This is a genomic window from Variovorax sp. Sphag1AA (genome assembly GCF_014192575.1).
Lineage (GTDB): Bacteria > Pseudomonadota > Gammaproteobacteria > Burkholderiales > Burkholderiaceae_C > Variovorax.
Genome location: NZ_JACHYC010000004.1, coordinates 150995 through 176871 on the forward strand (window position 1 = coordinate 150995; position 25877 = coordinate 176871).

A 25877-nucleotide genomic window follows, 5' to 3' on the forward strand; every position below is an offset into this window, starting at 1 on the left:
AGCCTCTTTTTTTGAATTGGAGCGGGAAACGAGACTCGAACTCGCGACCTCAACCTTGGCAAGGTTGCGCTCTACCAACTGAGCTATTCCCGCATGTTTCGCGTTTTGCGAAGCCTCGTATTCTAGCCCGAAATCTGGGCTCGACCCTGACGGGCCGTAAAAGATTTCAGAAGCGGCGGTTATACGTGAAGATCAGCCCGGCCGTGCCGAGTGTGCCGATCTGCACCGCATCGTTCGGCGTCACGCGATAGCCGATCGCGGGAATGATGCCAAGGCCAAAGCCGTCATGGTTGAAGGGCACCTTGTCTTCGTACTCGCCTTTGTAGCCGTAGATCACGCCACCGCTGATCTTTGCGTACCAATTCGGGTGACCGAACAGGTTGTCCCATCGGAAGCCATAGTAGGCGTAGGCAGAGGACTGGCCAAACGAGTTTCTGAAAGCCGAAAACCCCCAGATGGTCGCATCGGCATACGACCATTCCGGCGCGCCCGGCAAGTTGCGCTCGATGCCCAGCAGGAAAACGTGCTTGTGGTCGCTCTCATTGCTGAAGTGCACCGCGAACGGACCGATCACCAGTTCCCAGAACGGCTTGCCGTCGAATCGATCGGCTGGTGCCTGGGCCTGAGCCTCGGCTGGGGCTTGGGAATCCTGGGCCTGCGCCGCGCCAGCACACAGTGCGAGCGACAGGCCGGCGATCGCCGCACCCGTGCGTGCCAGAATCTCTGAAAGGCGACCCGGTGCAGCGTTGCGGCTGCAACCATCATCGTGGGAAAACTTTGTCAGGGCTGTCCAATCCATCTTGATGTTTCTTCTTCGAGGCCTCCGGATGCCCGGCATTGTGCCAACTCCCCGAGTTTTACGTGCCTCCGATCATCGCCTGAATAAACCATGAACCGCTCTCCCGTCCGCGTGGCAGACCTGCCTGCGTTCGACACCCTCGTCGACGCACGCTCGCCGGCCGAGTTCGCGCTGGACCACATTCCCGGGGCCATCAACTGCCCCGTCCTCGATGACGAGGAGCGCCGCATCGTCGGCACGCTCTACAAGCAACAGGGCGCTTTCGAGGCGCGGCGCGTCGGCGGCGCGATGGTGGCCGCGAATCTGGCAAAGCACCTTCGCGGGCAATTTGCAGACCGGCCGTCGAACTGGAAGCCGCTGGTGTACTGCTGGCGAGGCGGCATGCGCAGCGGGTCGATGGTGACGTGGCTGCGTCTCGTGGGATGGGACGCGCAGCAACTCTCCGGCGGCTACAAGAGCTTTCGCCATCATGTGATCGAGCAGATCGAGGCACTCTCGCCTCGCCTGCCGCTGCTCGTGTTGTGCGGCGCGACGGGCAGCGCAAAGACCCGCGTCCTGCAGGCGCTCGCGGCACGCGGCGCGCAGGTGCTCGACCTCGAAGGCTTCGCCAGGCACAAGGGCTCGCTGCTCGGCGCGCTGCCGGGCACGCCCCAGCCTTCGCAAAAAGCGTTCGAGACGGGCATCGCGCAGGTGCTCGACGGCATCGATCTCGACCGCCCGCTCTACGTGGAAGGCGAAAGCCCGCGCATCGGCCGCATTGCCGTGCCCATTCCTCTGGTGGCGCGCATGCGTGCGAGCCCCTGCATCGAGGTTGCGGCGACACCCGAGGCGCGCCTCGCGTACCTGCTGCGCGACTACGCCTACCTCGGCGACGACGGCGAGGCGCTCGCCACGCAACTCGGGTTGCTCAAGGAGCTGCAAGGCAAGGAAACCGTGCAGCGGTGGCAGGCCTGGGCGCGTGGCCGCGAACTCGCACCACTCTTCGCGGAGCTGATGGCGCTGCACTACGACCCGCACTACGCACGCTCGCAAGCGCAGCACTTCGCATCGTGGACCGATCGGCAGCGCATCGAATCCGACGATCTCTCCGAGCAGGGCATCGAGCGACTGGCCGATGCCGTCCTTGCGCTCAGCCCGGTCCCGTCGATGGTTCGGTAGCCTCTTCCTCGCCTACCGGCAGGTGAATGAGGCCGGTGCGCAGGTCGTACTCGAACACCTCGCCGTAACGGCCCCATTCGATCGCAGTGCGCAGCACCCGCTCGGCAGTGGGTTCGTCGAGGCTCTCCTTCAGCAGTTCGAGGAACGGTTCCTGCGGCAATTCGCCCGATGGCGCCTGCTCCAGGCTGTGGCGGATGTGGGCCGCCAGCGGCACATGCGCGAGCAATTGCTGGCCCAGCAACTGCTGCCGCAACGTGTGCGTGCCCCCGACATAGCGCCTGCCCAATTCGGTCAGATGCAGGTCCGCATCCGCCAGTTTCGCGAAGCCAAGCAGCGCTAGCGCCTGTGAAAGCGGCAGCAGGTCGTGGTCGGTGAGTTCGGTCTCCTCGGCGAGCTGCGGCAGGTCGGCGCGTCCATCCCGATCGTCCTCGACAAGCATCTCCAGAAGCGCCTCCATCCGCCCAATGTCGGCTTCGGGGAGTCGATCACCCAGATGCATGCGCACCGGTTCCTCGGCGGCGCGACCTGCGGCGGGCGCACGTTCGGTCATGAGTGCATAGGCCTCATCGATCAATGCACGCACCTCGAGGCTGTCGGCATCGCGTGGCCGCGGCAAATGGATCGGCAACTCGGCGCGCACCCGCCCCGGATCGGCCGCGAAGATCAGGATGCGGTCGGCCATCAGCACCGCTTCCTCGATGTTGTGCGAGACGATCAGCATCGCCTTGGTGGGCATCGCGCCGCTGCCCCAGAGCTGCAGGATGTCGTCGCGCAGGCGCTCACCAGTCAGCACATCGAGCGCGGAGAAGGCCTCGTCCATCAGCAGCACTTCGGGCTCGATCACGAGCGCACGTGCGATGCCCACCCGCTGCCGCATGCCGCCCGAGAGTTCGCGCGGCAGCGCGCCCTCGAAGCCGGCAAGGCCGATCAGCTCGATCGCCGCGCTGGCACGTCGTGCACGCTCCGCAGCCTCGATGCCGCGCGCCTCCAGGCCGAGCTCGACGTTCTGCTGCACCGTGAGCCACGGAAAGAGCGCAAACGACTGGAACACCATCGCGATACCGCGCGCCGGTGCATAGAGCGGCTGGCCGCGATAGCTCACGGTGCCCCCGTCCGCGCCGATGAGGCCCGCCAGGATGCGAAGCAGTGTCGACTTGCCCGAGCCGGACTGGCCGAGCAGCGCCACGATCTCGCCTTCGGCGAGCCGGAAATCCACGCCTTCGAGCACCGCGCGCGCGGCGCCGTCGGCCGAGCGGAAGGACTTGCCCACCCCCTTGAGTTCGATGATGGCTTCGGCCATGCGTGCTCCTCTATTCAGACCCTGGTCTCGGCGCGCTCATAGAGCCGGCGCCAGACGAAATGGTTCATGCCCATGACGAACACGCACATCACGCCAATGCCAAGCGCGATGCGCGGAAAGTCGCCGATCGCGGTCATCTGTGCGATGTAGCTGCCCAACCCCGCCGCCTGCAGCGTGGTGTCGCCCCAGGTCACGTATTCGGCGACGATGCTCGCGTTCCATGATCCGCCACTTGCGGTGATCGCGCCGGTGACAAAGCTCGGAAACACCGCCGGCAGCAGATAGCGCCGCCACTTGAGCCAGCCGGTGAGCCCGAGGTTCTCCGCCGCATAGCGCAGCTCCGTCGGGATCGTCGATGCCCCCGCGATCACGTTGAAGAGCAGATACCACTGCGTGCCCAGCACCATCAGCGGCGCGAGCCAGATGTTCGGGTTGAGGTGCCAGCGCACGATGAACAGCACCGCGACCGGGAACATCAGGTTGGCCGGAAAGGCCGCCAGGAATTGCGCGACACCTTGCAGCCGCCCCGCCCAGCGCGGATTCATGCCGATCCACACGCCGATCGGAACCCACACCAGCGCTGCAAGGGCGATCAGCACGATGACGCGCAGCAGCGTGTAGAAGCCCAGCACGAAGACATGGCCAACCTCGACCCAGCCGACCTCGGTGTGAATGAAGCGCACGAGCCACACCAGTGCCAGCAGTACCGCGGCCGCAATGGTGGCGTCCCACACGCGCGTAACTGCCGGATCGGGCGGACGCGGGCGGGCCTTGATCGAGGTCCCGTCGAAATCCCGGCGGAACAGCACCAGCGCCCGCTCGAACGGCCTCATCGCGCCGATGATGATCCGCTTGATGCGGTCCGTGCGACGCAGCCAGGTGAGCAACCACGAGCGCGGCGCATCCTCGGTGCTGCCCTCCTCGAAGCGGAACTTGTCGGCCCACGCGATCAGCGGGCGGAAGAAGAGCTGGTCGTACAGCGCGATGCCGATCAGCATCCCGCCGATGGCCCAGCCGATCGCGCCGAGGTCGCGCGCCTCGATTGCCATTGCGATATACGAGCCGACGCCCGGCAGCTTGATGTTCTGGTTCGACACCGAAATCGCTTCCGAAGCGACGACGAAGAACCAGCCGCCGGACATCGACATCATCATGTTCCACAGCAGGCCCGGTGCCGCAAAGGGCAGTTCGAGGCGCCAGAACCGATGCCAGGGCGAAAGCTGGAACACCGACGCCGCCTCGCGCAGTTCAGGCGGCACCGTGCGCAGCGACTGGTACAGGCTGAACGCCATGTTCCATGCCTGCGAGGTGAAGATCGCGAAGATCGCCGCGCATTCCACGCCGAGCAGGTTGCCCGGGAACAGCGCGATGAAGCCGGTGACGGTGATCGACAGGAAGCCGAGGATGGGGATGGACTGGAGGATGTCCAGCATCGGCACCAGGATCTTTTCCGCGACGCGATAGCGGGTCGCGAGCACCGCGAACACACAGGCGAAGACCAACGACGCACCCAGGGCGAGGAACATCCGCAGCGTCGTGCGCAGCAGGTAATACGGCAGCATCCAGGGTTCGAGACTGATCGGAAGCGGCTGGCCCAGCTCGTACGGGCGCGCCATCTGCGCTCCGCCGTAGGCCAGCGCGAAGAGCGTCGCGAGCACCAGGGGCAGCAGCGCCCAGTCCCAGCGGTTGCCGCCAGACGCGACGGCCTGACGCGGGAAGAAGCGTTTATCGAGCATGTGCGGATCGAAGGGTCGGATTCACGGACCCTGTCCGCGCAGCGCGGATTCTCTCGCCGAAGCAGGCGAAAAGCTGACCTGTAACTGATCTTTAATTTAGAGCGGGAAGGCGTCGAGCCCCGGCTGTCCCTCTGCCGGCTTGACCGGCGTGTGGGCCACGTTCATGACCCAGCAGACCATCGCGAAGTAGCCGACGAGTGCGCTGAGATCAACCACTGCTGGCTTTCCGAAGCGCAGTTCGGCTGCGGCATAAGTGGGTTCGCTCACGCCGTTGTTGCGCAGAAGCTCCTGCGCGAAGTCCAGCGCGAGCTGTTCGTCTTCCGTCAGCGTCGTCGGGCGGCGACCGAGTCGCAGCGCCTCGACTGCATCGGCGCTGACGCCGGCCTTGACTGCCGCCGTGGCATGGACGACCCATTCGAACTGGTTGCCCACGTGCCTCGCGACCGCGCAAGTCACCAACTCGCGCACGCGGGGATCCAGCGTGCTGTCGAAGCGCAGGTATTCCCCGAGGCTGCCGATGCGCTCCATGAGCACCGGACTTTGCAAGAGGGGGATGAAGGGGCCGAATACCGCCTTGCGAGGTCCATCGATCAGCGCCTGCGCGGCCGCACGCTGCGCATCGGTCATCGATTCGGCCGACGGCATCGGCAGGCGGTCGGTCCAGGGGAAGGTGTGGCCTTGTTGAAGCACGTTGCAGTTCCTTTCGTTCAAGCGATCGATCTCGGTTCGCGCAGCAACCATGCGGCGCTTGCCAGCAGCGCCACCGCGCCGATGGCCAGCGCGACAAAGAGGCCGCCGAAGCCCTGTGCCGATCCGCTGAGGGCGGACGACAGGATCGGGCCCGCCATCTGGCCGATTGCGAATGCGGCGGTCATTCTGCCGAGCGCGCTTGTCGGATCGCCGATGGTGCTGGCCTTCGCCTCTTGCATGCCGGCCATGGTCGCGACCATGAAAGTCCCGCCGACCAGCAGCGCCGCGGCCAGCACGGTGAGCACGGAAAGGTGAATCACCGGCAGAAGGCATCCGAGCGCCATCAGCGCATGACTGCCCGCAAGCACCCGGCGCCGCGAAACGTGACCCAGCACCGCCGCCGCAAGCAATGTCGAGATCGCCGCCGCCGTGCCGAACACCGGCCATGCGGCACCGAAGACCGACGGATCGTCGACCACCGCTCGCGCCAGCACCGGCAGGAAGGTGGCCGGCAGGATGTACCCGAAGCCGAGGATGCCGTAGCTGAGCACCAGGCCCCAGGGCACTTGCCCCGTGAGAGCAGCGCCCTCACCGGCGCGCGACGCCGCAGTCGTAGTCGTTGCATCGCGTGGCATCAGCGTTGCCACGATCAGCAGCCCCGCCAGCGCAAGCATCCCCAGCTGTATCCAGAGGCTCTCCGGCGGCGCCCCCGCCGCACCGGCGCGCCAGCAATAGAGGCCAGCAAGCGCGATCCCCGCGCCAACGCCCGCATAAAGGATTCCTGCGCCGGAGGGCCGGTCCAGCCGCGCCAGCCACGCGAGGCACCAGACGCTGGTGCTCACCAGTGCCCACGCACTTGCGGCACCTGCAAGGAAACGAAGCGCCAGCCAGAACGCGACCGAGCCCGACCAACCCATCGCAGCGGTCGAGAGCACGATGATCGCGAGCGACAGGAGCCCCACACGCTGCGGCGTGAGCGGCAGGCGCGCGGTGGTCAACGCACCGAGCAGGTAGCCCGCGTAGTTCGCTGCCGCAAGCCAGCCTCCGGCCGCGACGTCGAGGGTGCCAGTGCGGATCATCAGCGGCAGCATCGGGGTGAAGGCGAATCGGCCGATGCCCATCGCGATTGCCAGCGCCAACAGGCCGGCGACACAGACGGACACATAGGAAGGCCGCGACATGGTGAGGGTGGGATTCGACATGGCATCTCATTAGACGCAGAATGCGAGTCGGCCACAAATGAATTATTCAGAACGATCATTCTGATTATGAGAACCATCGATTTGGACTCCCTCGAGATCTTTCGCACTGTCGTGGCCGAGGGTGGCGTGATCCGCGCGGCCGACAAGCTCAACCGCGTGCAGTCGAACGTGACCACGCGCATCCAGCAGCTCGAGGATCGCCTTGGGCACAAGCTCTTCCATCGACAGGGTCGCACGCTGGCGCTGGCACCGGCAGGACTCAAGCTGCTGCCCTATGCGGACCGCCTGCTTCGACTCGCGGACGAGGCAGAGTCCGAGTTGCGCAGCGATCTACCGCTCGGCACTTTCAGACTGGGCTCGCTCGAGAGCACCGCCGGCAGCCGGCTCGCGCCGGTGCTCTCGCGCTTTCACAAGTTCTACCCCGGGGTGGTCGTGGAACTGGTCAGCGGCACCACGGGTGCACTGCTGAAACGGGTGAATGCCTTCGAGATCGAGGCCGCGTTCGTGTCTGAGCCGTTCTCGTCGGTCGGTCTGGAGTCGCTTCCGGTGTTCGAGGAAGAACTGGTTCTCGTCACGGCCCTGAGCGTGACCTCCGTGACGCGACCGGGCGACCTTGCCAATTCGACGCTGATCGCCTTTGCACAAGGCTGCTCGTATCGCCGCTTGCTCGAGCAGTGGCTCGGCAAGGGCGGCGTGTCGCCCTCCCGCTCGCTGGAGTTTTCTTCTTATCAGGCAATGATCGCCTGCGTGGCCGCCGGTACCGGCTTCGCGATCGTGCCCGTGTCGGTGCTCAAGGCGCTGCGCGCGACGGCGGATGTCCGCCAGCATCAGCTGCCGGAGCGAATGCGACACAACCGGACCCATCTCGTGTGGAAGGGGACGCCCTCGGTAGCACTCGCACGGCTGATCGACATGCTGAAAAAGCCTTTGCGCGAAGACATCCAGAAGACGAAGTAGCTGCCCGCCCGCACAAGCGAAAGGGGCGGCGCTGTGCGCGCCGCCCCTTTCATTCACAGAACCGGTCTGCTTACCAGTGGAAGCCGATACCGGCGCTCACGCCGAGCTTGCCGCGAGTGTTGGCCGTGCCAGCAAGCTTCGTGACCCAGCGGCTGTTTTCGGACACCTTCGAGACACCCACTGCGATGGCCGACTCGCCATCCATGTTGCTCACCGAGGCGGAGACCATGCCCCGACCCGGGATGACCGCCTGGGGCAGCGTTGCCACCGCCATGGCTGCTGCAGCCGCGCCGTTGGAGTCGCGCCGGGCGCTGGCGATGTCCGACTGCACCTGGTCGATGCGTTGGTCCGTGTAGGCCTGGTTGCTCGCCGAAACGGCGTCGAGTTGGCGCTTGTTCACGGCGTCGGTGTCCACCACACCATCGGCCACGTTGGCGATTGCGCGTTCATTGCCCGCGGATCCGACCGACACGACGTTCTCGCGATTCCCGGTGCTGGAGCCCGCGCCCACCTGGGCAGGAACTCGGGGCCGATCGCCTCTCATACGGCCGCGAGTCGGCCACCAGAAGCTACGCCGCAATTCCAGCAATGAAAAAACTAGAGCACAACTTATCCAACGGCCGATCAAATTGAGGCGTGAAAGAATCCTCAACTTGCGATGCTGTGCACCGTTAAAAAAGATTGGGTCGAGGTTGAAGAATTCACCAAATAAAAAAGCGGACCGCATTCCTGCGATCCGCTTTTTTTGGCGGCCAACTGAGAGGTGTCAGACCTACTTGTTCTCTGCCTCCTGCAGCAGTCTCCACATCACCTTGCCGCTGCCGCTCTTGGGCAGCGCATCGACGAACTGCACCGCGCGCGGAATCTTGTAGACCGCCATGTTCTCGCGGCACCAGTCGATGATCTGCTGCTCCGTGGTGTCCTTGTGCGTCGGCCTGAGCACGACCACAGCCTTGACCGATTCACCGCGATACGCGTCCTTCATCGCGATCACGCAGGCTTCCTGAATGGCTGGGTTCTTGAACATCAGCAACTCAACTTCGGCCGGCCACACTTTGAAGCCGCTCGCATTGATCATCCGCTTGAGGCGGTCGGTCATGAAGAAATAGCCGTCCTCGTCCATCCGGCCCATGTCGCCCGTGCGGAAGAAGCGCTTGCCCTCGAACTCCACGAATGCGGCGGCCGTCGCGTCAGGCCGCTTCCAGTAACCCTGGAACACCTCCGGGCCATGGGTGATGATCTCGCCCGATTCGCCGATGGGCATCTCCTGCAGCGTGTCCGGATCGACCACGCGCGAATCGGTGCCCATGTAGGGGATGCCGAGGCACTGCTGCTTCGGGTTCTCGAACGGATTCGCGTGTGACGGCGCCGCGGTTTCGGTGAGCCCGTAGCCTTCCTGGTACTTGAGGTCGAACTGCTCCAGCAGGCGCTGCGCGACCGCCTGCGGCATCGCGGCGCCGCCGCCGCCGATGTAGGCGAGGCTGCTCAGGTCGTAGTTCGCGAAGTTCGGGCTGGCCATCAGGTCGATAACCATCGTCGGAATGTTGGTCCAGCTCGTCACCTTGCGACGCGAGATCAACCGGCCGGCCATGTCGCGATCCCAGCGGGGCATGATGATCAGCGTGCCACCGATCAGTACGGTGGTGTGCATCATGCTCACCACGCCGGTGATGTGGAACATCGGCACCACCGCAAGCACCACGGCCTCCGACGAACCCAGTCCCCAGATCTGCCCCGCAAAGGCGTTGTGGTTGAGGCTCGAATGGTTATGGATGCAACCCTTGGGCAAGCCGGTGGTTCCGCTGGTGTACGGCAGCAGCGCCATGTCGTTCGCGCCGACCACATGCTCGGGCGCCGGATGCCCGGCGTTCATCGCGTCGGTCCAGCTCATCGTCTTGCCGTCCTGCAGCTCGGGCAGCGGATGGCGCGTGAGCAGCCAGTCGCGCCATGCAGGCGGCGGGGCCTCGTCGCCGGTCACTTCCGGATCGAAGGCGTCGGTGAACTGCGTGACGATCATGTGCGCGAGCCGGTCCTTCGGTTCCAGCGCGTTGCTCGCCTTGGCAAGCTCGGGGGCGAGGTCGCCGGTCGTGATCGCCACCTTGGCGTCCGGGTCGGTGATGTAGTGCTTGAGCTCTTCCGCACGGTTCATCGGATTGACCGGCACCACCACCGCATTGGCGCGCAGGATCGCGAAGTGCGCGATCACGAGCTGCGGGCAGTTCTGCATGTCGAGGACCACGCGATCGCCGCGCTTCACGCCCAGCGCGTGCAGCGTGCCGGCGAGTCGCTCGGTCTGCGCGGCGAATTCACGGTAGGTGATCTCGCTGCCGAAGAACACCAGCGCGAGCTTGTCGGGAAAGCGCTCGGCGTTGGTCTTGAGGTTGTGCCACAGCGATGTGGCGGGGACGGTGATCGAGCGAGGCAGGCGCTGCGGCCAGAACTTGTAGTGCGGTCGTTCCATACGGTCTCCAAACAGCCCGGAAGCCTACGACGCCTCGCGGCGGTGCAGCATGGGGGAAGCCCCGAAAACCGTCACATGGGCGACTCCGAAAAGTGCAATCTTTTGTCAAACGCCCGCCGACGGCTGACAGACGCCACGATCGATCTGCCGTACAACGGCAGGCTTCGTTCAACCACCACCTCGAAGGAGTTCTCATGCCAGCAGACAAGCGCGCGAGCGTTCACTGGGAAGGCGCCGGCAAGACCGGCAAGGGGCAGATCAGCACCGAGACCGGAGCGCTCAAGGACTACCCCTACGGGTTCGCCAGCCGCTTCGAGGACGACAAGCGCGGCACCAATCCCGAGGAGATCCTCGGTGCGGCACATGCAGGCTGCCTCACGATGGCGTTCGCCTTTGCGCTCGAAGGCGCGGGCTTTACCGCCAAGTCGATCGACACGAAAGCCGCTGTGCGGCTCGCCGCCGACGGCCCGGGCTTCAAGATCGATCGCATCCAGCTCGAGTTGGAGGCAGTGATTCCAGGCATCGACGAAGCGAAGTTCCAGCAAATCGCGGCCGGCGCGAAGGCCGGTTGCCCGCTGTCGAAGGCGCTTGCGAGCGTGCCGGAGATCACGCTGAAGGCGACGCTCAAAGGTTGAGTCCTTCCCGTCCGGGCAAGACCCTCGGGCGGACGGATAGCGATCCTGGTCGCGCGGATGCGGCCGCTCTGCACATGCCGGTCAGTGGCGCGCTGATAGACAGCCGCGCGCCGCACCGGCATCCTGAGCGTTGCGCCATATCCACCGATCCGCGACCACGCCATGGACAGGCCCGCCTCGCCGCCCTTCGCTGCACTGCTGCGACGTCATCCGATTCGCTCGGTCCTGGGCGGCCTGCTGATCCTGTTTGCGCTGGTGCTGGTGCTGTTCGACTGGAACTGGGTACGGCCGCCCATCGAGCGCTACATCTCGCAGAAGACCCATCGCGACTTCCGGATGGACGACCTGCACGTGCGGCTCGGCCTCACGCCCACCATCCGCATGCGCGGCGTTCGATTCGGCAATGCGGACTGGTCCAGGGAAGACCAGCCGATGGCCCGGGTCGAGCAGCTGGAGTTCTCCGTCTCGCTGCGCGATTTGCCCGAGAAGATCCTGGTGCCGCGCGTGGCGCTGACGCGGCCCGAACTGCTCTTCGAGCGCCAGCCTGACAACCGCAAGAACTGGATCCTCTCGGACCCCTCTGACACTTCGCCGAGCAAGCTGCGCATCAGCACGCTGTCGGTGGACCATGGCCGCCTGCGCTACATCGACCACGGCGAGCCCTTCGACGTGAACGTGGACGCCAGTACCTTCGACCCTGCCAAACAGGAAAAGGTCAAGAGCGCCAAGGCCGCACCCGCCAACGACCGCTACTCGACCCAGTACAAGTTCACCGGCAACTACCACGGCGCCAGGTTCGAAGGCACGGCCCTGACCGGCGAGGTGTTGAGCTTCCAGGAATCTGGCGTGCCCTTCCCGATCCAGGGCGAGCTGCATGCCGGCACCACCAACTTGTGGGTAGAAGGCAGCATCGCGGACGCCGCCAACATCAGCGGCATCGATACGAAGCTGCGCATCGAAGGCAAGACGCTGGCGAACCTCTACCCCTTCCTGCTCCTGCCGCTGCCGGCCTCGCCGCCCTACCACCTCGAAGGGCACCTGATCCTCAAGGGCAACCGCTACACCATGGACGACCTGCGCGGGCGCATTGGCTCCACCGACGTCTTCGGAAAAGGCGCCTACATCGACCAGAAGCCGCGTCCCCTGCTCCAGGCCGACCTGCACAGCAATTACCTCGACCTGGCGGACCTGGGCCCGCTCATCGGCATCGAGACGCAGGAGACCGGCGGTAAGCCCAATTTCTCGCAGGCGCAGACACGTGATCGCCCCACCGCCAAGGCCAAGCAGAAGACGGTCGATCCGGACCACGTGCTGCCCTCCGGCTCCTTCGAAGCCAGTCGCCTGCAGAAGATCGATGCCGAGGTGGACCTCCACGCCACCCGGCTGAAGGCGCCCAAGGGCCTGCCGCTGGAGAGCCTGACGGCATCGCTGCGCCTGAACGATGCGGTGATGAAGCTCGCACCGGTGGATTTCGGATTGGCCGGTGGCACGCTTGCAGGCAAGGCCACGCTGGATGCGCGCGAGCCGCTCATCAAGTCGGACGTCGCGATCGACCTGCAGGGCATCCGTCTGGGCCAGTTCGTGTCGCAAGACAGCGTGATCGCCCGGGGCGCCGGCCGGGTCGGCGCCACACTGCGGCTCTCGGGGGTGGGCAACTCCATTGCCGATGCAGCTGCCAAGTCCAACGGACGCATTGCCACGACTGTGGTCAACGGCCGCGTCTCCAACCTGCTCGACGCGGCGAGCGGCCTGAACATGGGCAAGGTGATCACGCTGCTGGTCGGCGGCGACAAGGACATCGGCATCAACTGCGGCGGCGCCGTGTTCGACGTGAAGAACGGACGCGGCCAGTCGAGCCTGTTCGTGATCGACACCGAGCAGACGCAGGTGCTTGGCGCCGGGTGGCTCGACTTCGGCGACGAGCGCTTCGACCTCCTCGTGACACCCAAGCCCAAGCACGTCGGACTGCTCTCTCTGCGCACGCCGGTGCGCCTGTACGGCAGCTTCTCGCGCCCCGACTACGAACTCAGGAAGGGCCCGCTCATCGCGCGGGGCGCCGCGGTGGCCGCACTGAGCGCGGTCGGGCCGCTGGCGGCCCTCCTGCCTCTCATCGAGACCGGCCCGGGCCAGGAGACCAATTGCGGGAACGTGCAGCAGCAGACCCAGGGTGAGGCGAAGCAGGCCAATACGTCGCGCAAGCGCCGCGGCGTACCGGCCTCTCCGGTCAACGCGGGTCGGTGACGACGGTGTTGTAGGTCTGCCCTGCGATCAACGTGTTCGTGAGCGTGATGTCGTGCACGTTGTAGGCATAGATCGGACCCGGTACCGTGGCGCTTGCGGGACCGGTCGCCATGGGGCTGCCGAAATCGCAGTTCACGATGCTCACCCCCTCGATGGCCGGCGCAGCGGGCGCCGGTGCGGGACCGTTGTAGTCGAAGGCCACAGGGCCTTGCGCCACGATGGCCTGGAAGCATGAGCCGGTCGAACCACCGAGCGTCACGTTCTTTGCGACGACGTTGGAGATGTTGATGTTCTGCAGCAATGCCGGACGCGTGCGGATCGCATCCTTGGACGGCTGGTAGTCGCAGTCGAAGGTGATGATCCCGCCTTGCGAGGCCGAGGGATTGCTGTTCGCCGCCGTGCTCACCCCGATCGGCACATTGCTGTTGATGGGGCTTCCGGGCAGCATGCTGCTGCCATAGCCCGCGCCAGTGAGGCTGACGCCGTTGGGGAGCGTCACGCCGTCCACGTAGAAGTCCTTCACGAAGCCGCCCCGGTTCATGTTGGTCTTGATGCGGATCGCGATGTTCAGCGAGTTCGTCGCCCAGAACTGGTTGAGCATCGCGAGGTTGCGGCAGTAGATCTTCTCGACGCCACCGCCCATCTCGCTGCCCAGCGTGATGCCGCCGTGGCCGCTGTTCATCGTGCAGTTCTGGATGACATGGTCCTTCGCTGGGCCGTATTCGTTGTCGAGGTTCTTGCCCGACTTGATCGCGATGCAGTCGTCGCCGGTGTTGAACACCACGTCTTCGCAGAGCACGTTGTCGCAGGCGTCAGGGTCGAAGCCGTCGTTGTTGGGGCCGATGCTGTTCACGGTGACCTTGCGGATCACCACGTTCGTGCAGTCGGTCGGATGGTGCTGCCAGAAGGGCGTGTTCTGGGTCTGGTAGCCCTCCATCAGCACATTCGTGCAGCCGAGGAATTCGACCATGCAGGGGCGCAGGTAGTGGCCCTTGCCGAAGATCCTCTGCTCGATCGGCACGCCGGCTTCGGACAGCGCCGGCAGGTAGTTCTGGTCTTGCTGCCAGGGCGTGACCGGATTGGTCAGCAAGGTGTACAGCGCATCCGAAATGCCCGGCGCGGCGGTTTTCAGGTCGACGTTGCTGGCGTTGGTGCTGGCCTGTGACGGCGTGGCTGCGGCACTGACAAAGCCATAGGCGCCGCTGGTGCCCTTGAAGGTCCACCAGCAGGTGCTGGTGTTGCCCGTGCCTGCGAAAGGCGTCATGGCCTGGCCGTTGAAGATCGACGTATCGCCCTCGCCGGTGACGGCGATGTTCTTCTCGTTTCTCGCGTAGATGGGCGAGCCGAAGTTCAGGCAATCGTTCGCCTGCCAGCGGCCGTAGAACAACTGTCCGTTGGTGCCGCAGTTGATCGGCCCGTCCTTGGCATAGTCGGCCGGATCCGGGCTGAAATAGATCGTGCAGTTCTGACTCAGGTGGAAGTTGACATTGCTCTTGAGCACGATCGGACCGGCGCAATACCAGGTGCCCGGCGGCACCACGACGCGGCCGCCGCCGGCGGTGTTGCAGGCCGCAATGGCAGCCAGGAAGGCCGGCCGCGAATCGAAGGAGCCCGGCGCATGCGTCGTGTCCGCGCCGACGCTGAGTGGCGACTTGCTGGGGTCGGTGTAGGGGCTGGTCACCACCACCGTGCTGCATGGCTGCGCGCCGTAGTCCGTGACCAGGAAGTCGTGGCTGGGGAACATCGATTGATTGATGCCCTTCAGCGATTCGATGATCTGCGTGCCGAGGCCTGTGGGACCCCAGATCGGATCGACAGGTTCGGACGACACGGGAGTCGTCGATGGCGGCGCGGTGGTGCCGCTTGGCGTCGACCCTGAAGTGGACGGAAAGGGGGTCGAATTGCTGCCACCACCACCGCAGGCGCTCAGCAATGTGGCGCCTGCCGATGCGCCAGCCAAGGCGATGAATGCCCGGCGTCCTGGCGAACGCATGCCTTGCAGCGCGGACGTCGGCACGAACGATTCGATGTTTTCAACGTGAGGTTTTCTCATGGGTCTCCTGTTTTTTGAGTGGCCGCTGGGGCTCTGTCTGTGGTGATACGTCATAGGTTGTCCTACAACTTGCGACGATTATTTGGGCAAGAGAAGGCACTGTCAACACGGTCGAAGCAAGTTATCTTCAAGGGTAAATCCCAGATGCGACCCCGAAGACTTATCGGATAGGTCATAGGACAACCTACAACAAAAGCACCAATTTCGGCAAAAGGCCCCGGCGCCCGGATGGATCGAATCGGCACAGCTCTTGCGTACGGTCGGCGCATGCATTCCACCGACCTACCCAGGAGCCCTGTCATGAAATATTCCAAGCGCCGGTTCGCGGCGATCCTTGCCGTTGCCGCGCTGTTCGCCACCGGCGCCGCGCAAGCCCAGGGCGCGCTCGACCACATCCTGAAGGCCAAGGTCATCAAGATCGCGGTGCCGACCGACTACCCGCCCTACGGCTCGGTCGACAAGAACATGACGCCTCAGGGCCTGGACATCGAGATGGCGCAGCTCATCGCGAAACAGCTCGGCACCAAGGTCGAGTTGGTGCCCGTGACGAGCGCCAATCGCATCCCGTACCTTCAGACGCGCAAGGCGGACCTCGTGATCTCCACGCTCGGCAAGAACGCGGAGCGCGAGAAGGTCATCGATTTCTCTGCTGCCTATGCGCCCTTCTTCCAGGCGGTGTATGCCTCGAAGAATCTCAACATCAAGAGCTTTGCCGACATGGGCGGCAAGAGCGTGGCGGTGACGCGCGGCGCCATGGAAGACCAGGAGCTCGCCAAGGTCGCGCCTGCGAACGTCGACTTCAAGCGCTTCGAGGACAACAACGCCACCATCGCCGCCTTCGTCGCCGGTCAGACGCAGACCATCGCCACGAGCGCCGCAGTCGCGGGCGACATGATGCAGAAGAACCCGCAGCTTGGCGCCGAATACAAGCTGCTGCTCAAGGACAGTCCCTGCTTCATCGGCATCGCCAAGGGCGAAGACGGACTGAAGGCCAAGGTCAACGAGATCATCGCGAACGCGAAGAAGGACGGCACGCTCGACGCGATGGCGAAGAAGTGGCTCGGCCGTCCGGCGGGCGACCTGCCGGTCTGATCCGCCGATCGCATGGGCATCGAATTCGACTTCGGCGCCGTCCTCGGCCAGTGGCCCCTGCTGGTCAAGGGCGTGCTGTGGACGCTGGGCCTCACGGCAATCGCGACCGTGATCGGCATGGTCGTCGGCATCGCCTGCGCATGGGCGCGCGCCAACGGGTCAGCGTGGTTGCGCTGGATCGTCGGCGCCTATGTGGAGCTGATCCGCAACACGCCGTTCATCGTGCAGCTCTTCTTCATCTTCTTCGGGCTGCCTGCGGCGGGCTTCAAGCTCTCACCGGAAGTGGCTTCGGTGATCGCGATGGTGATGAACCTCGGCGCGTACGCGACGGAGATCATCCGCGCCGGCATCGAAGCCACGCCGCGCGGGCAGATCGAAGCCGCTGTGAGCCTTGCGCTCAACCGGGTGCAGGTGTTCACGCGCGTGGTGCTGCCGCCCGCGATGAAGAAGGTGTGGCCCGCCATGGTGAGCCAGATCATCATCGTGATGCTCGGTTCGGCGGTTTGCAGCCAGATCTCGACCGAGGAACTGAGCTACGCGGCGAACCTCATCCAGAGCCGCAACTTCAGAGCCTTCGAGGCCTTCATCATCGCGACGGTCATCTACCTCGCGCTGTCTGTCGGCGCGCGGCGGCTGCTCAACTGGGCCGGCCCGCGCTGGTTCTTCGGACGGTGAGGCGCAGATGAGCGACTTTTCCATCTGGGACATCCTGCGCAACCTGCTGATGGCGCTGCGCTGGACTGTCGTGCTGTCGCTGATCGCCTTCGTGGGCGGCGGGGCGGTCGGTGCCTTGCTGCTCTTCCTGCGGCTCTCCGGCGGGCGTGCGGCGGAGCGGGCCGTCGGCCTCTATGTACAAATCTTCCAGGGGACGCCGCTGCTGATGCAGCTCTTTCTCGCCTACTTCGGCATTGCGCTGTTCGGCGTCGATGTCTCGGCATGGACTGCCGCATCGGTGGCACTGACGCTTTACACCAGCGCATTCCTCACCGAAATCTGGCGCGGCTGCGTGGCGTCGATTCCCAAGGGCCAGTGGGAGGCTGCCGGAAGTCTCGCGCTGAGCTTCGGCGAGCAGATGCGCCATGTGATCCTGCCGCAGGCGGTGCGCATCGCAATCGCGCCGACGGTCGGCTTTCTGGTGCAGGTGATCAAGGGCACGGCGCTCGCATCGGTGATCGGCTTCGTCGAACTCACCAAGGCAGGCAGCATGATCTCGAACGCGACCTTCAGGCCGTTCGTGGTGTTCAGTTGCGTCGCCCTGCTCTATTTCGTGCTGTGCTTTCCCGTAAGCCTGTACGCCAAGAATCTGGAGAGGAAATTCCATGGCGCTCGTCGCTGAAGCTCCCCGGCCGGCCATCGCTTCGGCGGCCGCGCCCATCGTGCGCATTACCGCGCTGCGCAAGTCCTACGGCAACAACGAGGTGCTCAAGGGCATCGACCTCGACGTGAAGCGCGGCGAGGTGATCGCGATCATCGGCAAGAGCGGCTCGGGCAAGAGCACGCTCCTGCGTTGCATCAATGGGCTGGAGGTGTTCCAGGAAGGCTCGCTCACCGTCGATGGCAAGCCGCTCCTGCATGAAAGCGCGATGGCGATGCGCGAGCTGCGCCAGCGCGTGGGCATGATCTTCCAGAGCTTCAACCTGTTCCCGCATCTCTCGGTCGGGCGCAACGTGATGCTTGCGCCCACGCTGGTCAAGAAGCGCAGCAGCATGGAGGCCGCCTCGCAGGCGCGCAAGCTGTTGGCGCGCGTGGGGTTGGCCGAGAAGTTCGACGCGATGCCCGATCAGCTCTCGGGCGGCCAGCAGCAGCGCGTGGCAATCGCCCGCGCGTTGGCCATGGAGCCGGCGGTGTTGCTGTGCGACGAGATCACCTCCGCACTCGATCCCGAACTGGTCGGCGAAGTGCTGCGCGTGGTCGAATCGCTCGCCGATGAAGGCATGACGCTGCTGATGGTGACGCACGAGATGAACTTCGCGCGCAAGGTCAGCGATCGGGTGATCTTCATGCACCAGGGCCGCGTCCATGAAATGGGGCCACCTGCCGATCTGTTCGGCAATCCGCAGACGGCCGAGTTGAAACAGTTCCTTTCGTCGCTGCACGACTGAGGCCCTGATCGCCGGACGGCGGGAACCCGTCCGTCTGTGGCAAGCTCGGAGCGGTATGCGCAACCGCTCCCCCAACCTGTCCCGCCGTCTGATGCTGCGCGCGCTGCTGGGCGCCGCCGCATTGCCCGCGCCGCTCGCCGCGATGGCCGGCTTCAACTTCTTCACCAGCGAATACACCGCGAGTCGCGAAGAGCTCGAAAGGCAGATCGCGAAGCACTTCCCGGTGCAGAAGCGCTACGCGGACATCTTCACCGTGAGCCTGAGCAATCCGCAATTGCGGCTCGACAGCGTGAACAACCGCGCCGCGATCACGGCAGCACTCACGATCAACAGCCCGTTGCTTCGACCCTCAACCGTTCAGGGCGTTGTCTCGGTCAGCAGCGCGCTCAAGTACGATGCGCCCGCGCGTGCACTGCGGTTGGATCAACCGCAGGCAGAACGGCTCGAACTGCAGGGCGTGACCGGCCACGATGCGGAACGCCTCCAGCAGATCGGCGCGCTTGTCGCGCAAGAGCTGCTTCGCGATCAACCACTACGCACCTTCACCGCAGAAGAGCTGACCGTTGGACGCAAGACCTACGAGATCGGAGCCATCACTGTGCAGAACGACGGCATTACGGTAGAGCTCAAATGAGGCTCGCCGCTCTCATCATGACCGCAGTGCTCATTGGCGGGTGTGCGGCGCCAGCGCCCACGCCGCGAGCGGCCATTGATCTGCAGGCGCATCGCGGTGGACGCGCATTGATGCCGGAGAACACGCTCGCTGCGTTCTCGAATGCGATCGGCATGGGCGTGACCACGCTTGAACTGGACATCGGCATCACCGCAGACGATGTGGTGGTGATCTCGCACGACACGGTGCTGAACCCCGACCACACGCGAAATGCGCAAGGCAAATACCTGCCTTCGAAGGGGCCGGCGATCCGCACGCTGACGCTCGCGCAACTGCAGACGTACGACGTGGGACGCATCGATCCGGGCAGCGAGTACGGCAAGCCATTCCCAAAGCAATTGGGGCGCGACGGCGAGCGCATCCCCACGCTGGCATCGCTGTTCGAGCGAGTGCGCTCGGCGGGCGCGGACCAGGTGCGCTTCAACATCGAGACGAAGGTCGATCCCACCCGGCCCGATGAGACCGCGTCGCCCGAACAGATGGTGCGCGCGCTGCTGGCCGAGATCGACAAGGCCGCCATGGCACAGCGCGTGACCATCCAAAGCTTTGACTGGCGCACGCTCGCACTGGTGCGCGATCAAGCGCCGCAGATCCAGCGCGCTTATCTCACCTCCGCCCGCACGGTGCGCGACAGCCGCTGGACTTCAGGCCTGCGCATCGAGGATTTCGGTTCCGTGCCGCGGCTCGTGAAGGCCGCGGCAGGCGATGCGCCGGGCAAGGTCATCTGGTCGCCGGCATTCAAGGACGTCACGCCCGAGCTGCTCAAGGAAGCACACACGCTCGGCCTGCAGGTGCTGCCGTGGACCGTGAACGAGCGCGCGGACATGATCCGGCTCATCGACTGGGGCGTGGACGGCATCATCACCGACGACCCCGCGATTCTTCGCGACGTGATGAGCGAGAAGAACATGCCGCTGCCGCCGCGCGGCCGCTGAAAACTCACACGTGGCGCGTGGCCCGTGCGCGCGGCGGGTCGGGCGGAGATTCACGATCGGCGCGCGCGTGCAGCGTCCCGATGATGTGGCACTCGGCATCGGTACCGTCGCAGCAATCGCGCAGCGCGATCAAGTCCTTTTCGAGCGAGCGCAGTTCACGCAGACGCTCGCGCACATGGCCGAGGTGCGCATCGAGCGTCACGCAGGCGGCGTCGCAATCGGCCTTGCTGCGCAGGTCGAGCGCAAGCAGCGTGCGCACTTCGTCGAGCGACATGTCCATCGCGCGGCACAGGCGGATAAAGCGCAACCGGTGCACGTCGGCGTCGCTGTAGACGCGGTAGCTGTTGTCGGCGCGTCCCTGCGGCGTGATGAGCCCTTCCTTCTCGTAGTAACGGATGTTGGCGGCGCTCACGCCGCTTCTCGCGGCGGCATCGCCGATCCGGTAGGTAGCCTCTGCGGCATGGGTTGCATCCAGCATGGTGAAACTTCGGCTTGACATCGATGTTGCAGATGGTCGCAGCAGGCCACGCAATCGGCAACTCGTGCCGGACTTTGTCCCGAGTTACGCCGGACTTCTGTGGATAACGTTGTGAGTTGCGCGAGGACAGCAGGTGCCGCAGGTCCAATCCATGCGGGTTGCGACTGAGTTGCCTGCAAATGAGGCACATGAACAACCATAATCTTCGGATGCCTCACTCCCCCCCTTCCCCCGCCCCGCACGAAGGCGCCATCACCGACGTTGCCGGCATTGAAGTCGGCCATTTCACCGATTCGCGCCGCCCTACCGGCTGCACCGTCATCCTGGCCCGCGACGGCGCGGTGGCCGGCGTGGATGTCCGCGGTGCCGCGCCCGGCACGCGCGAGACCGATCTGCTCGCGCCTGGCAACTTCGTGCAGGAGATTCATGCGGTGATGCTGGCTGGCGGCAGCGCGTGGGGGCTGGCAGCGGCGGACGGCGTGACGCGCTGGCTCGAAGAACGCGGCGTCGGACTCGATGTGCGCTACGGCACGCTGCCCCTGGTTCCGGCCGCCGTGCTGTTCGACCTGCCGGTTGGCGATGCGCGCATCCGGCCCGATTCGGCTGCGGGCTACTCGGCCTGCGAAGCGGCCTCGACCGCCACGCCGGCTGAAGGCAATGTCGGCGCAGGCAGCGGCGCGCTGGTGGGCAAGCTCTTCGGCGTGCATCGCGCGATGAAGGGCGGCATCGGAACCGCTTCGGTCACGGTCAACGGGGTCACGGTGGGTGCGCTCATTGCCTGCAATGCGCTTGGCGACGTGGTCGATCCCGATACGGGCCGGGTCATCGCGGGCGCACGGACCGAGGACGGCACGAAGCTGCTCGACACACGCCGGGCCCTCCTGCGCGGCGACCTGCCGAAGCCGCTGCTGGCGGGCACCAACACCACGCTGGGCGTGGTCGCAACCGATGCGGTGCTCACCAAGGTGCAGGCAAACCGCCTCGCGACCGCAGCCCATGACGGGCTCGCCCGCGCGATCAACCCTGTGCACACGATGAGCGACGGCGACACGCTGTTCGCGCTCGCCACCGGCCGCGTGCCGCTGCAGGGCGACGCGCCGGGCATGACGGTATTGAGCGCACTGGCTGCCGAGGTGGTGGCGCGCGCGACCTTGCGGGCTGTAAATGCGGCGCGCAGCGTGCGCACCGCGGAGGCCTACTTCCCTTGCGCCGCGGATCTCGCCTGAAGCACCTTGTACGCAAGCGCCGGCAGGTACACCACGGCGACCAGCAAGACGACGCCGGAGCCGGCGCTCAGCAATAGATCGACCGGCGACATGAGCGCAAACAGGTCCTGCCCGGCGATGAGCAGCAACATCGACATCGCAAGCAAGGCCACAAGCATCTTGCCCAGAAGCAGCACATGAGTCTTGAGGTTCGTCATGGTCCGGCGAAACGCGAATGAAGGATTGGATGAAGTCCGAACAGCATCCAGGTGAATCCCCGCGGTCCTCCTGGCCTGCTGCCCGGTGCCTCTATTGGGCCTTGCACGCTGCACTGCATCAATACATCGTGCGTCAGTGTCGAAGGCCTAGTCTTTTTGGCTGAACGCGCTATGCCTTGCGCGCCCCATGCGAGCGCTTTGTAACGAAGGCTGCGCCAAACCCACAGAAAATGCCGTGCCCATGCCTCAAGCCATCCGACTTTTTCTCCTCTCGATCCGCGATCTCATCGCATCCGCCGGACCCATCGTCTTTCTCGTCATCGGTTTGCTCGTCGCCGCGTACTGGTGGCTGCAGCCGCAACCACCCAAGCAGGTCACGCTGGCAACCGGTCCCGCCGGTAGCGCCTACGCGGAATTCGGCAAGCGGTATGCGACTGCGCTCAAGGCGAATGGAATCGAGGTGATCCTCAAGCCGACAGACGGTTCGCTCGACAACCTGCAACTGCTGCGCAAGCACGAGGCGGACGTGGGTTTCGTGCGCGGCGGCAGCGCCGATCCGGTCAAGGACGAGGAGGCTGGCCTCACATCGCTTGGCAGCCTCTTCTTCGAACCGCTGTGGTTCTTCTACCGCACGGATGCCGCGCGCAAGATCGACCACAAAACCGCGACGCTGACATCCCTCACACAGATGAAGGGCCTGCGCATCAACGTCGACAAGCCCGGAAGCGGCGTGCCAGACATCATGGAACGGATGTTCGCCGCCAACCACATGGACCCGGCCACGCTCAACCTGTCGAACCTGGAGCAGACGCCGGCCACCGAGGCGCTGCAGGCCGGACTGCTGGACGTGATCGTGCTGGCGTCGGCGCCGCAATCGCCACTGGTCCAGCGACTGCTGCGCGCGCCGGACATCCAGCTCATGGATTTCGCGCAGAGCGATGCGTATTCGCGGCGCTTCTCGTTCCTGCAGCCGGTGACGCTTCCGCGCGGTGTGGTTGATCTGGCGAGCGATCTGCCGCCGCACGATGTTTCGCTGCTCGCCGCCACGACCTCACTGCTCTCGCGCGAGGAAACGCACCCGGCGATCCGGCAGCTCTTCGCGCAGAACGCGCAAACGCTGCACGGCGGCGCGGGCTGGTTCCATCGCGCCCGCGATTTCCCGAATACCCGCACCAGCGAACTGCCGGTGAGCCCTGAGGGCGATCGTGCCATCAACGGCACGCCGCCGTTCTGGCAGCGGTACCTGCCGTTCTGGGCAAGCAATCTGGTGGAGCGGATGTGGCTGGTGCTCGGCGGCTTGCTGGTGCTGATGCTGCCGCTGACCCGAGTGGTCCCGCCGCTCTATCAGTTCCGCGTGCGGCGGCGAGTGTTCCGCTGGTATGCGCGGTTGCGCGACGTCGAGCACAAGCTCGATACGCACAAGGGCGAGCGCGAGGCGCTTCTGAAGGAGCTCGACGAGCTGGACCGCGTCGTCAACAAGGTCGCGGTGCCGCTGTCGTATGCCGATGAGCTCTACGCGCTGCGCAACAACATCTACGCCGTCCGCAAGCGAGTGTTGGCGGGCACACCGCCGTCGGACGGGGCCGCGATGCCTTCGTCGCGATCGGCCTGATCCAGGGTGCGAGACCTGCGGACCGCACACAGCCGGCGGTGCTCCTTCATCGCAGCGGTGACGGCCAGTTCGAAGACGCTCTCGCGAATGGGCTTGGACGCGAACCGGAAAACCTGCGCGCCGTTGAGCAGCCCGACGATGCGGTCGAAATCGGAAGGATTCGCCACCATCACGGTGGTAGTGGTTGGGTAGTCTTCCTTCAGCACACGGAAGAGCTTTCCGACGTCCGTCCCGCCGGCTTGCACTTCGCACACGACAACACCGATCTCGTTGGTCGACAGCAGTTCGAGCGCCCTTGGAATGCTGGCCGCGCTCTGGACCTCGAAGTGATCGCCAATGAGGCTCGAGATCGCGCGGCGGTCTTCGGCGTTCTCGTCGATCACCAACACGCCCGACGAGCGGTTCGCTGCCAGCGTTGACGTCATGCCGCCTGTTACCGCTCCGCGTGCCGAGACGGCTCGCGATGCCACCACCGCCTCGAGCACGGCGCGCTTGAGCTCTTCGGGGTTCCATGGCCGATTGACGAAGCGGAAGACGTCGCCCGAATTCAGTGAACCGACAAGCGCGGCGAGTTCCGAGTAACCCGTCACCAGCAAGCGGATCGTCGAAGGCGATCGCCTTCGGACCTCCGCAAGCAGCTCGTTGCCGCGCATGGCGGGCATCCGCTCGTCACTCACGATCACGTCCACGGGGTGAGCATCGATGATCTCCAGCGCTGCCGCGCCGGAACTCGCGGTGTGCACCTGGTACGCACCGCGGAACATCATGTTCACGAGATTGATGACCCTCGGGTTGTCATCGACGAACAGCAAACTGGCCTTGCTTTTCATTCTTCTCCCTTGCGCCGCTGGTACCTGAAGGCTGCGGCCGAAGGAATATAAGCGCCCGGTTTCGAATCCGGAACGGGCTTTCGTCCCCGCGTGGGAGCGGAAAAGTCTCGCTAGCCCCGAAATTGCCGGCTCAGTGCTGAAGGCGAAGCAGCTTGCCGTCTGCACTGTCGGTCAGGAGATAGATCCAGCCATCGGGTCCCTGCCGCACATCGCGGATGCGTTCGTTGCGGTCCGCGAGCAGGCGTTCGCGCGAGCTCACCGTGTTGCCGTCGAGCACGAGCCGCCACAGCGCGGTACCGGCCAGCGCGCCGATCAAGAGATTGCCCTTCCACTCGGGCAACGCATCGCCCGTGTAGAAGGTCATTCCGCTCGGCGCGATCGAGGACTTCTCGGTGCCGGGTGTCCAGTCCGAGCCGTCGATCTTCACCCAATAGGTCACCGGCTGTTCCATGCCCGCCTTGGCTGTGCCTTCGCCTACTTGCGTCAAGGTCCCGTATTCCTGCCCGTAGCTGATGATCGGCCAACCGTAGTTGCGACCGGGCAGCACGAGGTTGACCTCATCGCCGCCTTGCGGGCCATGCTCGCTGATCCAGAGTTCGCCCGTCGTCGGATGCAGCGCGGCGCCCTGAGGATTGCGATGGCCGTAACTCCAGATGTGCGGCTGGGCGCCCGTGGTGCCCAGGAACGGATTGCCCGCAGCCGGCGCGCCATCGGTGGTGATTCGCACCACCTTGCCGTTGCCACGCGCGAGATCCTGCGCGAAGCCGCGCTGCGCATCGAGTAGCCGCTCCCCGAGCGTGACGAAGAGATATCCGTTGCGATCGAAAACGAGCCTCGACCCGAAGTGCGCGCTACTTTCGACCTTCGGCGACTGCCGATAGATGATCGTGAGATTGCGCAGACTCATGTCCGCTGTATCCAGCTCGGCACGCGCAACAGCGGTGCCGTTGAGATTGGGGCTGGTCGAGTCGCTTTCGGAGAAGCTGAAATAGATGCGCCGGTTGGTCGCGAAATCCGGATCGATCACCACATCAAGCAGACCGCCCTGCCCCACTGCGGCCACTGCCGGGACACCGCTGAGCTGGTCGGCTCCGCCGTTGGCCGACGTGCCATCGGCATTCCGCAAGCGAATCTGCCCTCCGCGCTGCGTGATGAGCATGCGGCCATCCGGCAGGAAGGCGAGTGACCACGGTGTATCCAGCCCAGTCGCCACTTCGACGACCTTGAGGGTCATGGCGGCGGGCGGAGTGGCCGTCGAACCCGGCTGCGCAGTTGTGGCGGTGGGTGAATTGCCGGGCATCGCTGCCGGCGTGGGACTGACGCCGCTCGACAACAGCGCGACATTGCCGCCGCCGCCACCGCCACCGCATGCGGAGAGAAGCAAAAGTGCTGCGGCGAACGCACGACCCGAAGCCACCATTTCTGCTCCTTCGACGCCATTGCGCCGAATTGGAATGGTGGAAGTTTGCTCCGAAACGGCGCACCCGGCGCCTCGGCCGG

The 25877-nt window shown here is 65.0% G+C and carries 24 protein-coding genes and 1 tRNA gene; 12 read left to right on the plus strand and 13 right to left on the minus strand.

Features of this window, described 5'->3' with window-relative positions; translation table 11 throughout:
• Positions 1 to 17: 17 nt before the first annotated feature.
• Positions 18 to 93: transfer RNA gene (locus FHW64_RS16760), tRNA-Gly, on the minus strand.
• 73 nt (positions 94 to 166) lie between these two features.
• The gene (locus FHW64_RS16765) at positions 167 to 799 is read right to left on the minus strand and encodes an ABC transporter ATP-binding protein (protein ID WP_260305059.1); all 633 of its coding nucleotides are present in this window, start codon (positions 797 to 799) and stop codon (positions 167 to 169) included.
• Positions 800 to 889: 90 nt separating this feature from the next.
• Here FHW64_RS16765 and mnmH point away from each other — a divergent pair, with 90 nt between their 5' ends.
• Positions 890 to 1957: a tRNA 2-selenouridine(34) synthase MnmH gene (gene mnmH / locus FHW64_RS16770; protein WP_184528209.1), complete on the plus strand. Its 1068-nt coding sequence runs from the start codon at positions 890 to 892 to the stop codon at positions 1955 to 1957.
• Here the strand turns inward: mnmH and FHW64_RS16775 are convergent.
• The 4 genes from FHW64_RS16775 to FHW64_RS16790 form a co-directional block, all read right to left on the minus strand.
• Positions 1929 to 3257, minus strand: coding sequence for a nitrate/sulfonate/bicarbonate ABC transporter ATP-binding protein (locus FHW64_RS16775; RefSeq protein WP_184528211.1), 1329 nt, complete (start codon positions 3255 to 3257; stop codon positions 1929 to 1931). The genes mnmH and FHW64_RS16775 overlap by 29 nt on opposite strands.
• 14 nt (positions 3258 to 3271) lie before the next feature.
• The gene (locus FHW64_RS16780) at positions 3272 to 4993 is read right to left on the minus strand and encodes an ABC transporter permease subunit (protein WP_184528213.1); all 1722 of its coding nucleotides are present in this window, start codon (positions 4991 to 4993) and stop codon (positions 3272 to 3274) included.
• 96 nt (positions 4994 to 5089) lie between these two features.
• A complete protein-coding gene (locus tag FHW64_RS16785; protein ID WP_311733319.1) occupies positions 5090 to 5683 on the minus strand; it encodes a carboxymuconolactone decarboxylase family protein in 594 nt (197 codons plus the stop codon).
• Positions 5684 to 5700: 17 nt separating this feature from the next.
• Complete coding sequence (locus tag FHW64_RS16790) at positions 5701 to 6885, minus strand: YbfB/YjiJ family MFS transporter (RefSeq protein ID WP_184528217.1); 1185 nt, start codon at positions 6883 to 6885, stop codon at positions 5701 to 5703.
• A 66-nt stretch (positions 6886 to 6951) separates the two neighbouring features.
• Between FHW64_RS16790 and FHW64_RS16795 the strand changes: the two genes are divergently transcribed.
• Positions 6952 to 7842 (plus strand): LysR family transcriptional regulator, encoded by an 891-nt coding sequence (locus FHW64_RS16795; RefSeq protein WP_184528218.1) that lies wholly within the window; start codon positions 6952 to 6954, stop codon positions 7840 to 7842.
• 70 nt (positions 7843 to 7912) lie between these two features.
• On the opposite strand, the gene FHW64_RS16800 is transcribed toward FHW64_RS16795, so the two are convergent.
• Together FHW64_RS16800 and FHW64_RS16805 are read right to left on the minus strand one after the other, a co-directional pair.
• A complete protein-coding gene (locus FHW64_RS16800) occupies positions 7913 to 8314 on the minus strand; it encodes a YadA-like family protein (RefSeq protein WP_184528220.1) in 402 nt (133 codons plus the stop codon).
• 300 nt (positions 8315 to 8614) lie between these two features.
• Positions 8615 to 10303, minus strand: a complete 1689-nt coding sequence (locus FHW64_RS16805; protein WP_184528222.1) for a long-chain fatty acid--CoA ligase — start codon at positions 10301 to 10303, stop codon at positions 8615 to 8617.
• Between the two features lie 194 nt (positions 10304 to 10497).
• Between FHW64_RS16805 and FHW64_RS16810 the strand changes: the two genes are divergently transcribed.
• Entirely contained in the window at positions 10498 to 10938 is a 441-nt protein-coding gene (locus tag FHW64_RS16810) for an OsmC family protein (RefSeq protein WP_184528223.1), read from the plus strand.
• A 162-nt stretch (positions 10939 to 11100) separates the two neighbouring features.
• On the plus strand, positions 11101 to 13179 hold the full coding sequence (locus FHW64_RS16815; protein WP_184528225.1) for an AsmA family protein: 2079 nt from the start codon (positions 11101 to 11103) through the stop codon (positions 13177 to 13179).
• Here FHW64_RS16815 and FHW64_RS16820 read toward each other — a convergent pair.
• Complete coding sequence (locus tag FHW64_RS16820) at positions 13163 to 15172, minus strand: glycoside hydrolase family 28 protein (RefSeq protein ID WP_184529174.1); 2010 nt, start codon at positions 15170 to 15172, stop codon at positions 13163 to 13165. The two genes, FHW64_RS16815 and FHW64_RS16820, sit on opposite strands and share 17 nt — an antisense overlap.
• Positions 15173 to 15532: 360 nt before the next feature.
• Between FHW64_RS16820 and FHW64_RS16825 the strand changes: the two genes are divergently transcribed.
• The 6 genes from FHW64_RS16825 to FHW64_RS16850 are packed head-to-tail and all read left to right on the plus strand — an operon-like array spanning position 15533 to position 20034.
• Positions 15533 to 16324: a transporter substrate-binding domain-containing protein gene (locus FHW64_RS16825; protein ID WP_184528227.1), complete on the plus strand. Its 792-nt coding sequence runs from the start codon at positions 15533 to 15535 to the stop codon at positions 16322 to 16324.
• A gap of 12 nt (positions 16325 to 16336) precedes the next feature.
• The gene (locus tag FHW64_RS16830; RefSeq protein ID WP_184528229.1) at positions 16337 to 16999 is read left to right on the plus strand and encodes an amino acid ABC transporter permease; all 663 of its coding nucleotides are present in this window, start codon (positions 16337 to 16339) and stop codon (positions 16997 to 16999) included.
• A gap of 7 nt (positions 17000 to 17006) precedes the next feature.
• Positions 17007 to 17660: an amino acid ABC transporter permease gene (locus FHW64_RS16835; protein WP_184528231.1), complete on the plus strand. Its 654-nt coding sequence runs from the start codon at positions 17007 to 17009 to the stop codon at positions 17658 to 17660.
• A complete protein-coding gene (locus tag FHW64_RS16840; protein ID WP_221210383.1) occupies positions 17644 to 18426 on the plus strand; it encodes an amino acid ABC transporter ATP-binding protein in 783 nt (260 codons plus the stop codon). The genes FHW64_RS16835 and FHW64_RS16840 overlap by 17 nt, the downstream gene beginning before the upstream one ends.
• Before the next feature lie 55 nt (positions 18427 to 18481).
• Positions 18482 to 19060: a DUF1439 domain-containing protein gene (locus FHW64_RS16845; RefSeq protein ID WP_184528233.1), complete on the plus strand. Its 579-nt coding sequence runs from the start codon at positions 18482 to 18484 to the stop codon at positions 19058 to 19060.
• Entirely contained in the window at positions 19057 to 20034 is a 978-nt protein-coding gene (locus FHW64_RS16850; protein WP_184528235.1) for a glycerophosphodiester phosphodiesterase, read from the plus strand. Before FHW64_RS16845 ends, FHW64_RS16850 begins: the two co-directional genes overlap by 4 nt.
• Before the next feature lie 4 nt (positions 20035 to 20038).
• On the opposite strand, the gene FHW64_RS16855 is transcribed toward FHW64_RS16850, so the two are convergent.
• On the minus strand, positions 20039 to 20512 hold the full coding sequence (locus FHW64_RS16855) for a Cd(II)/Pb(II)-responsive transcriptional regulator (protein ID WP_184528237.1): 474 nt from the start codon (positions 20510 to 20512) through the stop codon (positions 20039 to 20041).
• 209 nt (positions 20513 to 20721) lie between these two features.
• Here FHW64_RS16855 and FHW64_RS16860 point away from each other — a divergent pair, with 209 nt between their 5' ends.
• On the plus strand, positions 20722 to 21738 hold the full coding sequence (locus tag FHW64_RS16860) for a P1 family peptidase (RefSeq protein WP_184528239.1): 1017 nt from the start codon (positions 20722 to 20724) through the stop codon (positions 21736 to 21738).
• Here FHW64_RS16860 and FHW64_RS16865 read toward each other — a convergent pair.
• Positions 21708 to 21935: a hypothetical protein gene (locus FHW64_RS16865; RefSeq protein ID WP_184528241.1), complete on the minus strand. Its 228-nt coding sequence runs from the start codon at positions 21933 to 21935 to the stop codon at positions 21708 to 21710. The genes FHW64_RS16860 and FHW64_RS16865 overlap by 31 nt on opposite strands.
• 241 nt (positions 21936 to 22176) lie before the next feature.
• Here FHW64_RS16865 and FHW64_RS16870 point away from each other — a divergent pair, with 241 nt between their 5' ends.
• Entirely contained in the window at positions 22177 to 23547 is a 1371-nt protein-coding gene (locus FHW64_RS16870; RefSeq protein WP_221210382.1) for a TAXI family TRAP transporter solute-binding subunit, read from the plus strand.
• On the opposite strand, the gene FHW64_RS16875 is transcribed toward FHW64_RS16870, so the two are convergent.
• Positions 23469 to 24377, minus strand: a complete 909-nt coding sequence (locus tag FHW64_RS16875) for a response regulator (protein WP_184528245.1) — start codon at positions 24375 to 24377, stop codon at positions 23469 to 23471. The two genes, FHW64_RS16870 and FHW64_RS16875, sit on opposite strands and share 79 nt — an antisense overlap.
• Positions 24378 to 24507: 130 nt before the next feature.
• Entirely contained in the window at positions 24508 to 25797 is a 1290-nt protein-coding gene (locus FHW64_RS16880; protein ID WP_184528247.1) for a PQQ-dependent sugar dehydrogenase, read from the minus strand.
• Between the last annotated feature and the right edge of the window lie 80 nt (positions 25798 to 25877).

Bases quoted from the DNA above. Each gene is read 5' to 3' on its own strand.
- FHW64_RS16765 (WP_260305059.1), bottom strand. From the start codon at position 799: ATGGATTGGACAGCCCTGACAAAGTTTTCCCACGATGATGGTTGCAGC.
- mnmH (WP_184528209.1), top strand. From the start codon at position 890: ATGAACCGCTCTCCCGTCCGCGTGGCAGACCTGCCTGCGTTCGACACC.
- FHW64_RS16775 (WP_184528211.1), bottom strand. From the start codon at position 3,257: ATGGCCGAAGCCATCATCGAACTCAAGGGGGTGGGCAAGTCCTTCCGC.
- FHW64_RS16780 (WP_184528213.1), bottom strand. From the start codon at position 4,993: ATGCTCGATAAACGCTTCTTCCCGCGTCAGGCCGTCGCGTCTGGCGGC.
- FHW64_RS16790 (WP_184528217.1), bottom strand. From the start codon at position 6,885: ATGTCGAATCCCACCCTCACCATGTCGCGGCCTTCCTATGTGTCCGTC.
- FHW64_RS16795 (WP_184528218.1), top strand. From the start codon at position 6,952: ATGAGAACCATCGATTTGGACTCCCTCGAGATCTTTCGCACTGTCGTG.
- FHW64_RS16805 (WP_184528222.1), bottom strand. From the start codon at position 10,303: ATGGAACGACCGCACTACAAGTTCTGGCCGCAGCGCCTGCCTCGCTCG.
- FHW64_RS16810 (WP_184528223.1), top strand. From the start codon at position 10,498: ATGCCAGCAGACAAGCGCGCGAGCGTTCACTGGGAAGGCGCCGGCAAG.
- FHW64_RS16815 (WP_184528225.1), top strand. From the start codon at position 11,101: ATGGACAGGCCCGCCTCGCCGCCCTTCGCTGCACTGCTGCGACGTCAT.
- FHW64_RS16820 (WP_184529174.1), bottom strand. From the start codon at position 15,172: ATGCGTTCGCCAGGACGCCGGGCATTCATCGCCTTGGCTGGCGCATCG.
- FHW64_RS16825 (WP_184528227.1), top strand. From the start codon at position 15,533: ATGAAATATTCCAAGCGCCGGTTCGCGGCGATCCTTGCCGTTGCCGCG.
- FHW64_RS16830 (WP_184528229.1), top strand. From the start codon at position 16,337: ATGGGCATCGAATTCGACTTCGGCGCCGTCCTCGGCCAGTGGCCCCTG.
- FHW64_RS16835 (WP_184528231.1), top strand. From the start codon at position 17,007: ATGAGCGACTTTTCCATCTGGGACATCCTGCGCAACCTGCTGATGGCG.
- FHW64_RS16840 (WP_221210383.1), top strand. From the start codon at position 17,644: ATGGCGCTCGTCGCTGAAGCTCCCCGGCCGGCCATCGCTTCGGCGGCC.
- FHW64_RS16845 (WP_184528233.1), top strand. From the start codon at position 18,482: ATGCGCAACCGCTCCCCCAACCTGTCCCGCCGTCTGATGCTGCGCGCG.
- FHW64_RS16850 (WP_184528235.1), top strand. From the start codon at position 19,057: ATGAGGCTCGCCGCTCTCATCATGACCGCAGTGCTCATTGGCGGGTGT.
- FHW64_RS16855 (WP_184528237.1), bottom strand. From the start codon at position 20,512: ATGCTGGATGCAACCCATGCCGCAGAGGCTACCTACCGGATCGGCGAT.
- FHW64_RS16860 (WP_184528239.1), top strand. From the start codon at position 20,722: ATGCCTCACTCCCCCCCTTCCCCCGCCCCGCACGAAGGCGCCATCACC.
- FHW64_RS16865 (WP_184528241.1), bottom strand. From the start codon at position 21,935: ATGACGAACCTCAAGACTCATGTGCTGCTTCTGGGCAAGATGCTTGTG.
- FHW64_RS16870 (WP_221210382.1), top strand. From the start codon at position 22,177: ATGCCTCAAGCCATCCGACTTTTTCTCCTCTCGATCCGCGATCTCATC.
- FHW64_RS16875 (WP_184528245.1), bottom strand. From the start codon at position 24,377: ATGAAAAGCAAGGCCAGTTTGCTGTTCGTCGATGACAACCCGAGGGTC.
- FHW64_RS16880 (WP_184528247.1), bottom strand. From the start codon at position 25,797: ATGGTGGCTTCGGGTCGTGCGTTCGCCGCAGCACTTTTGCTTCTCTCC.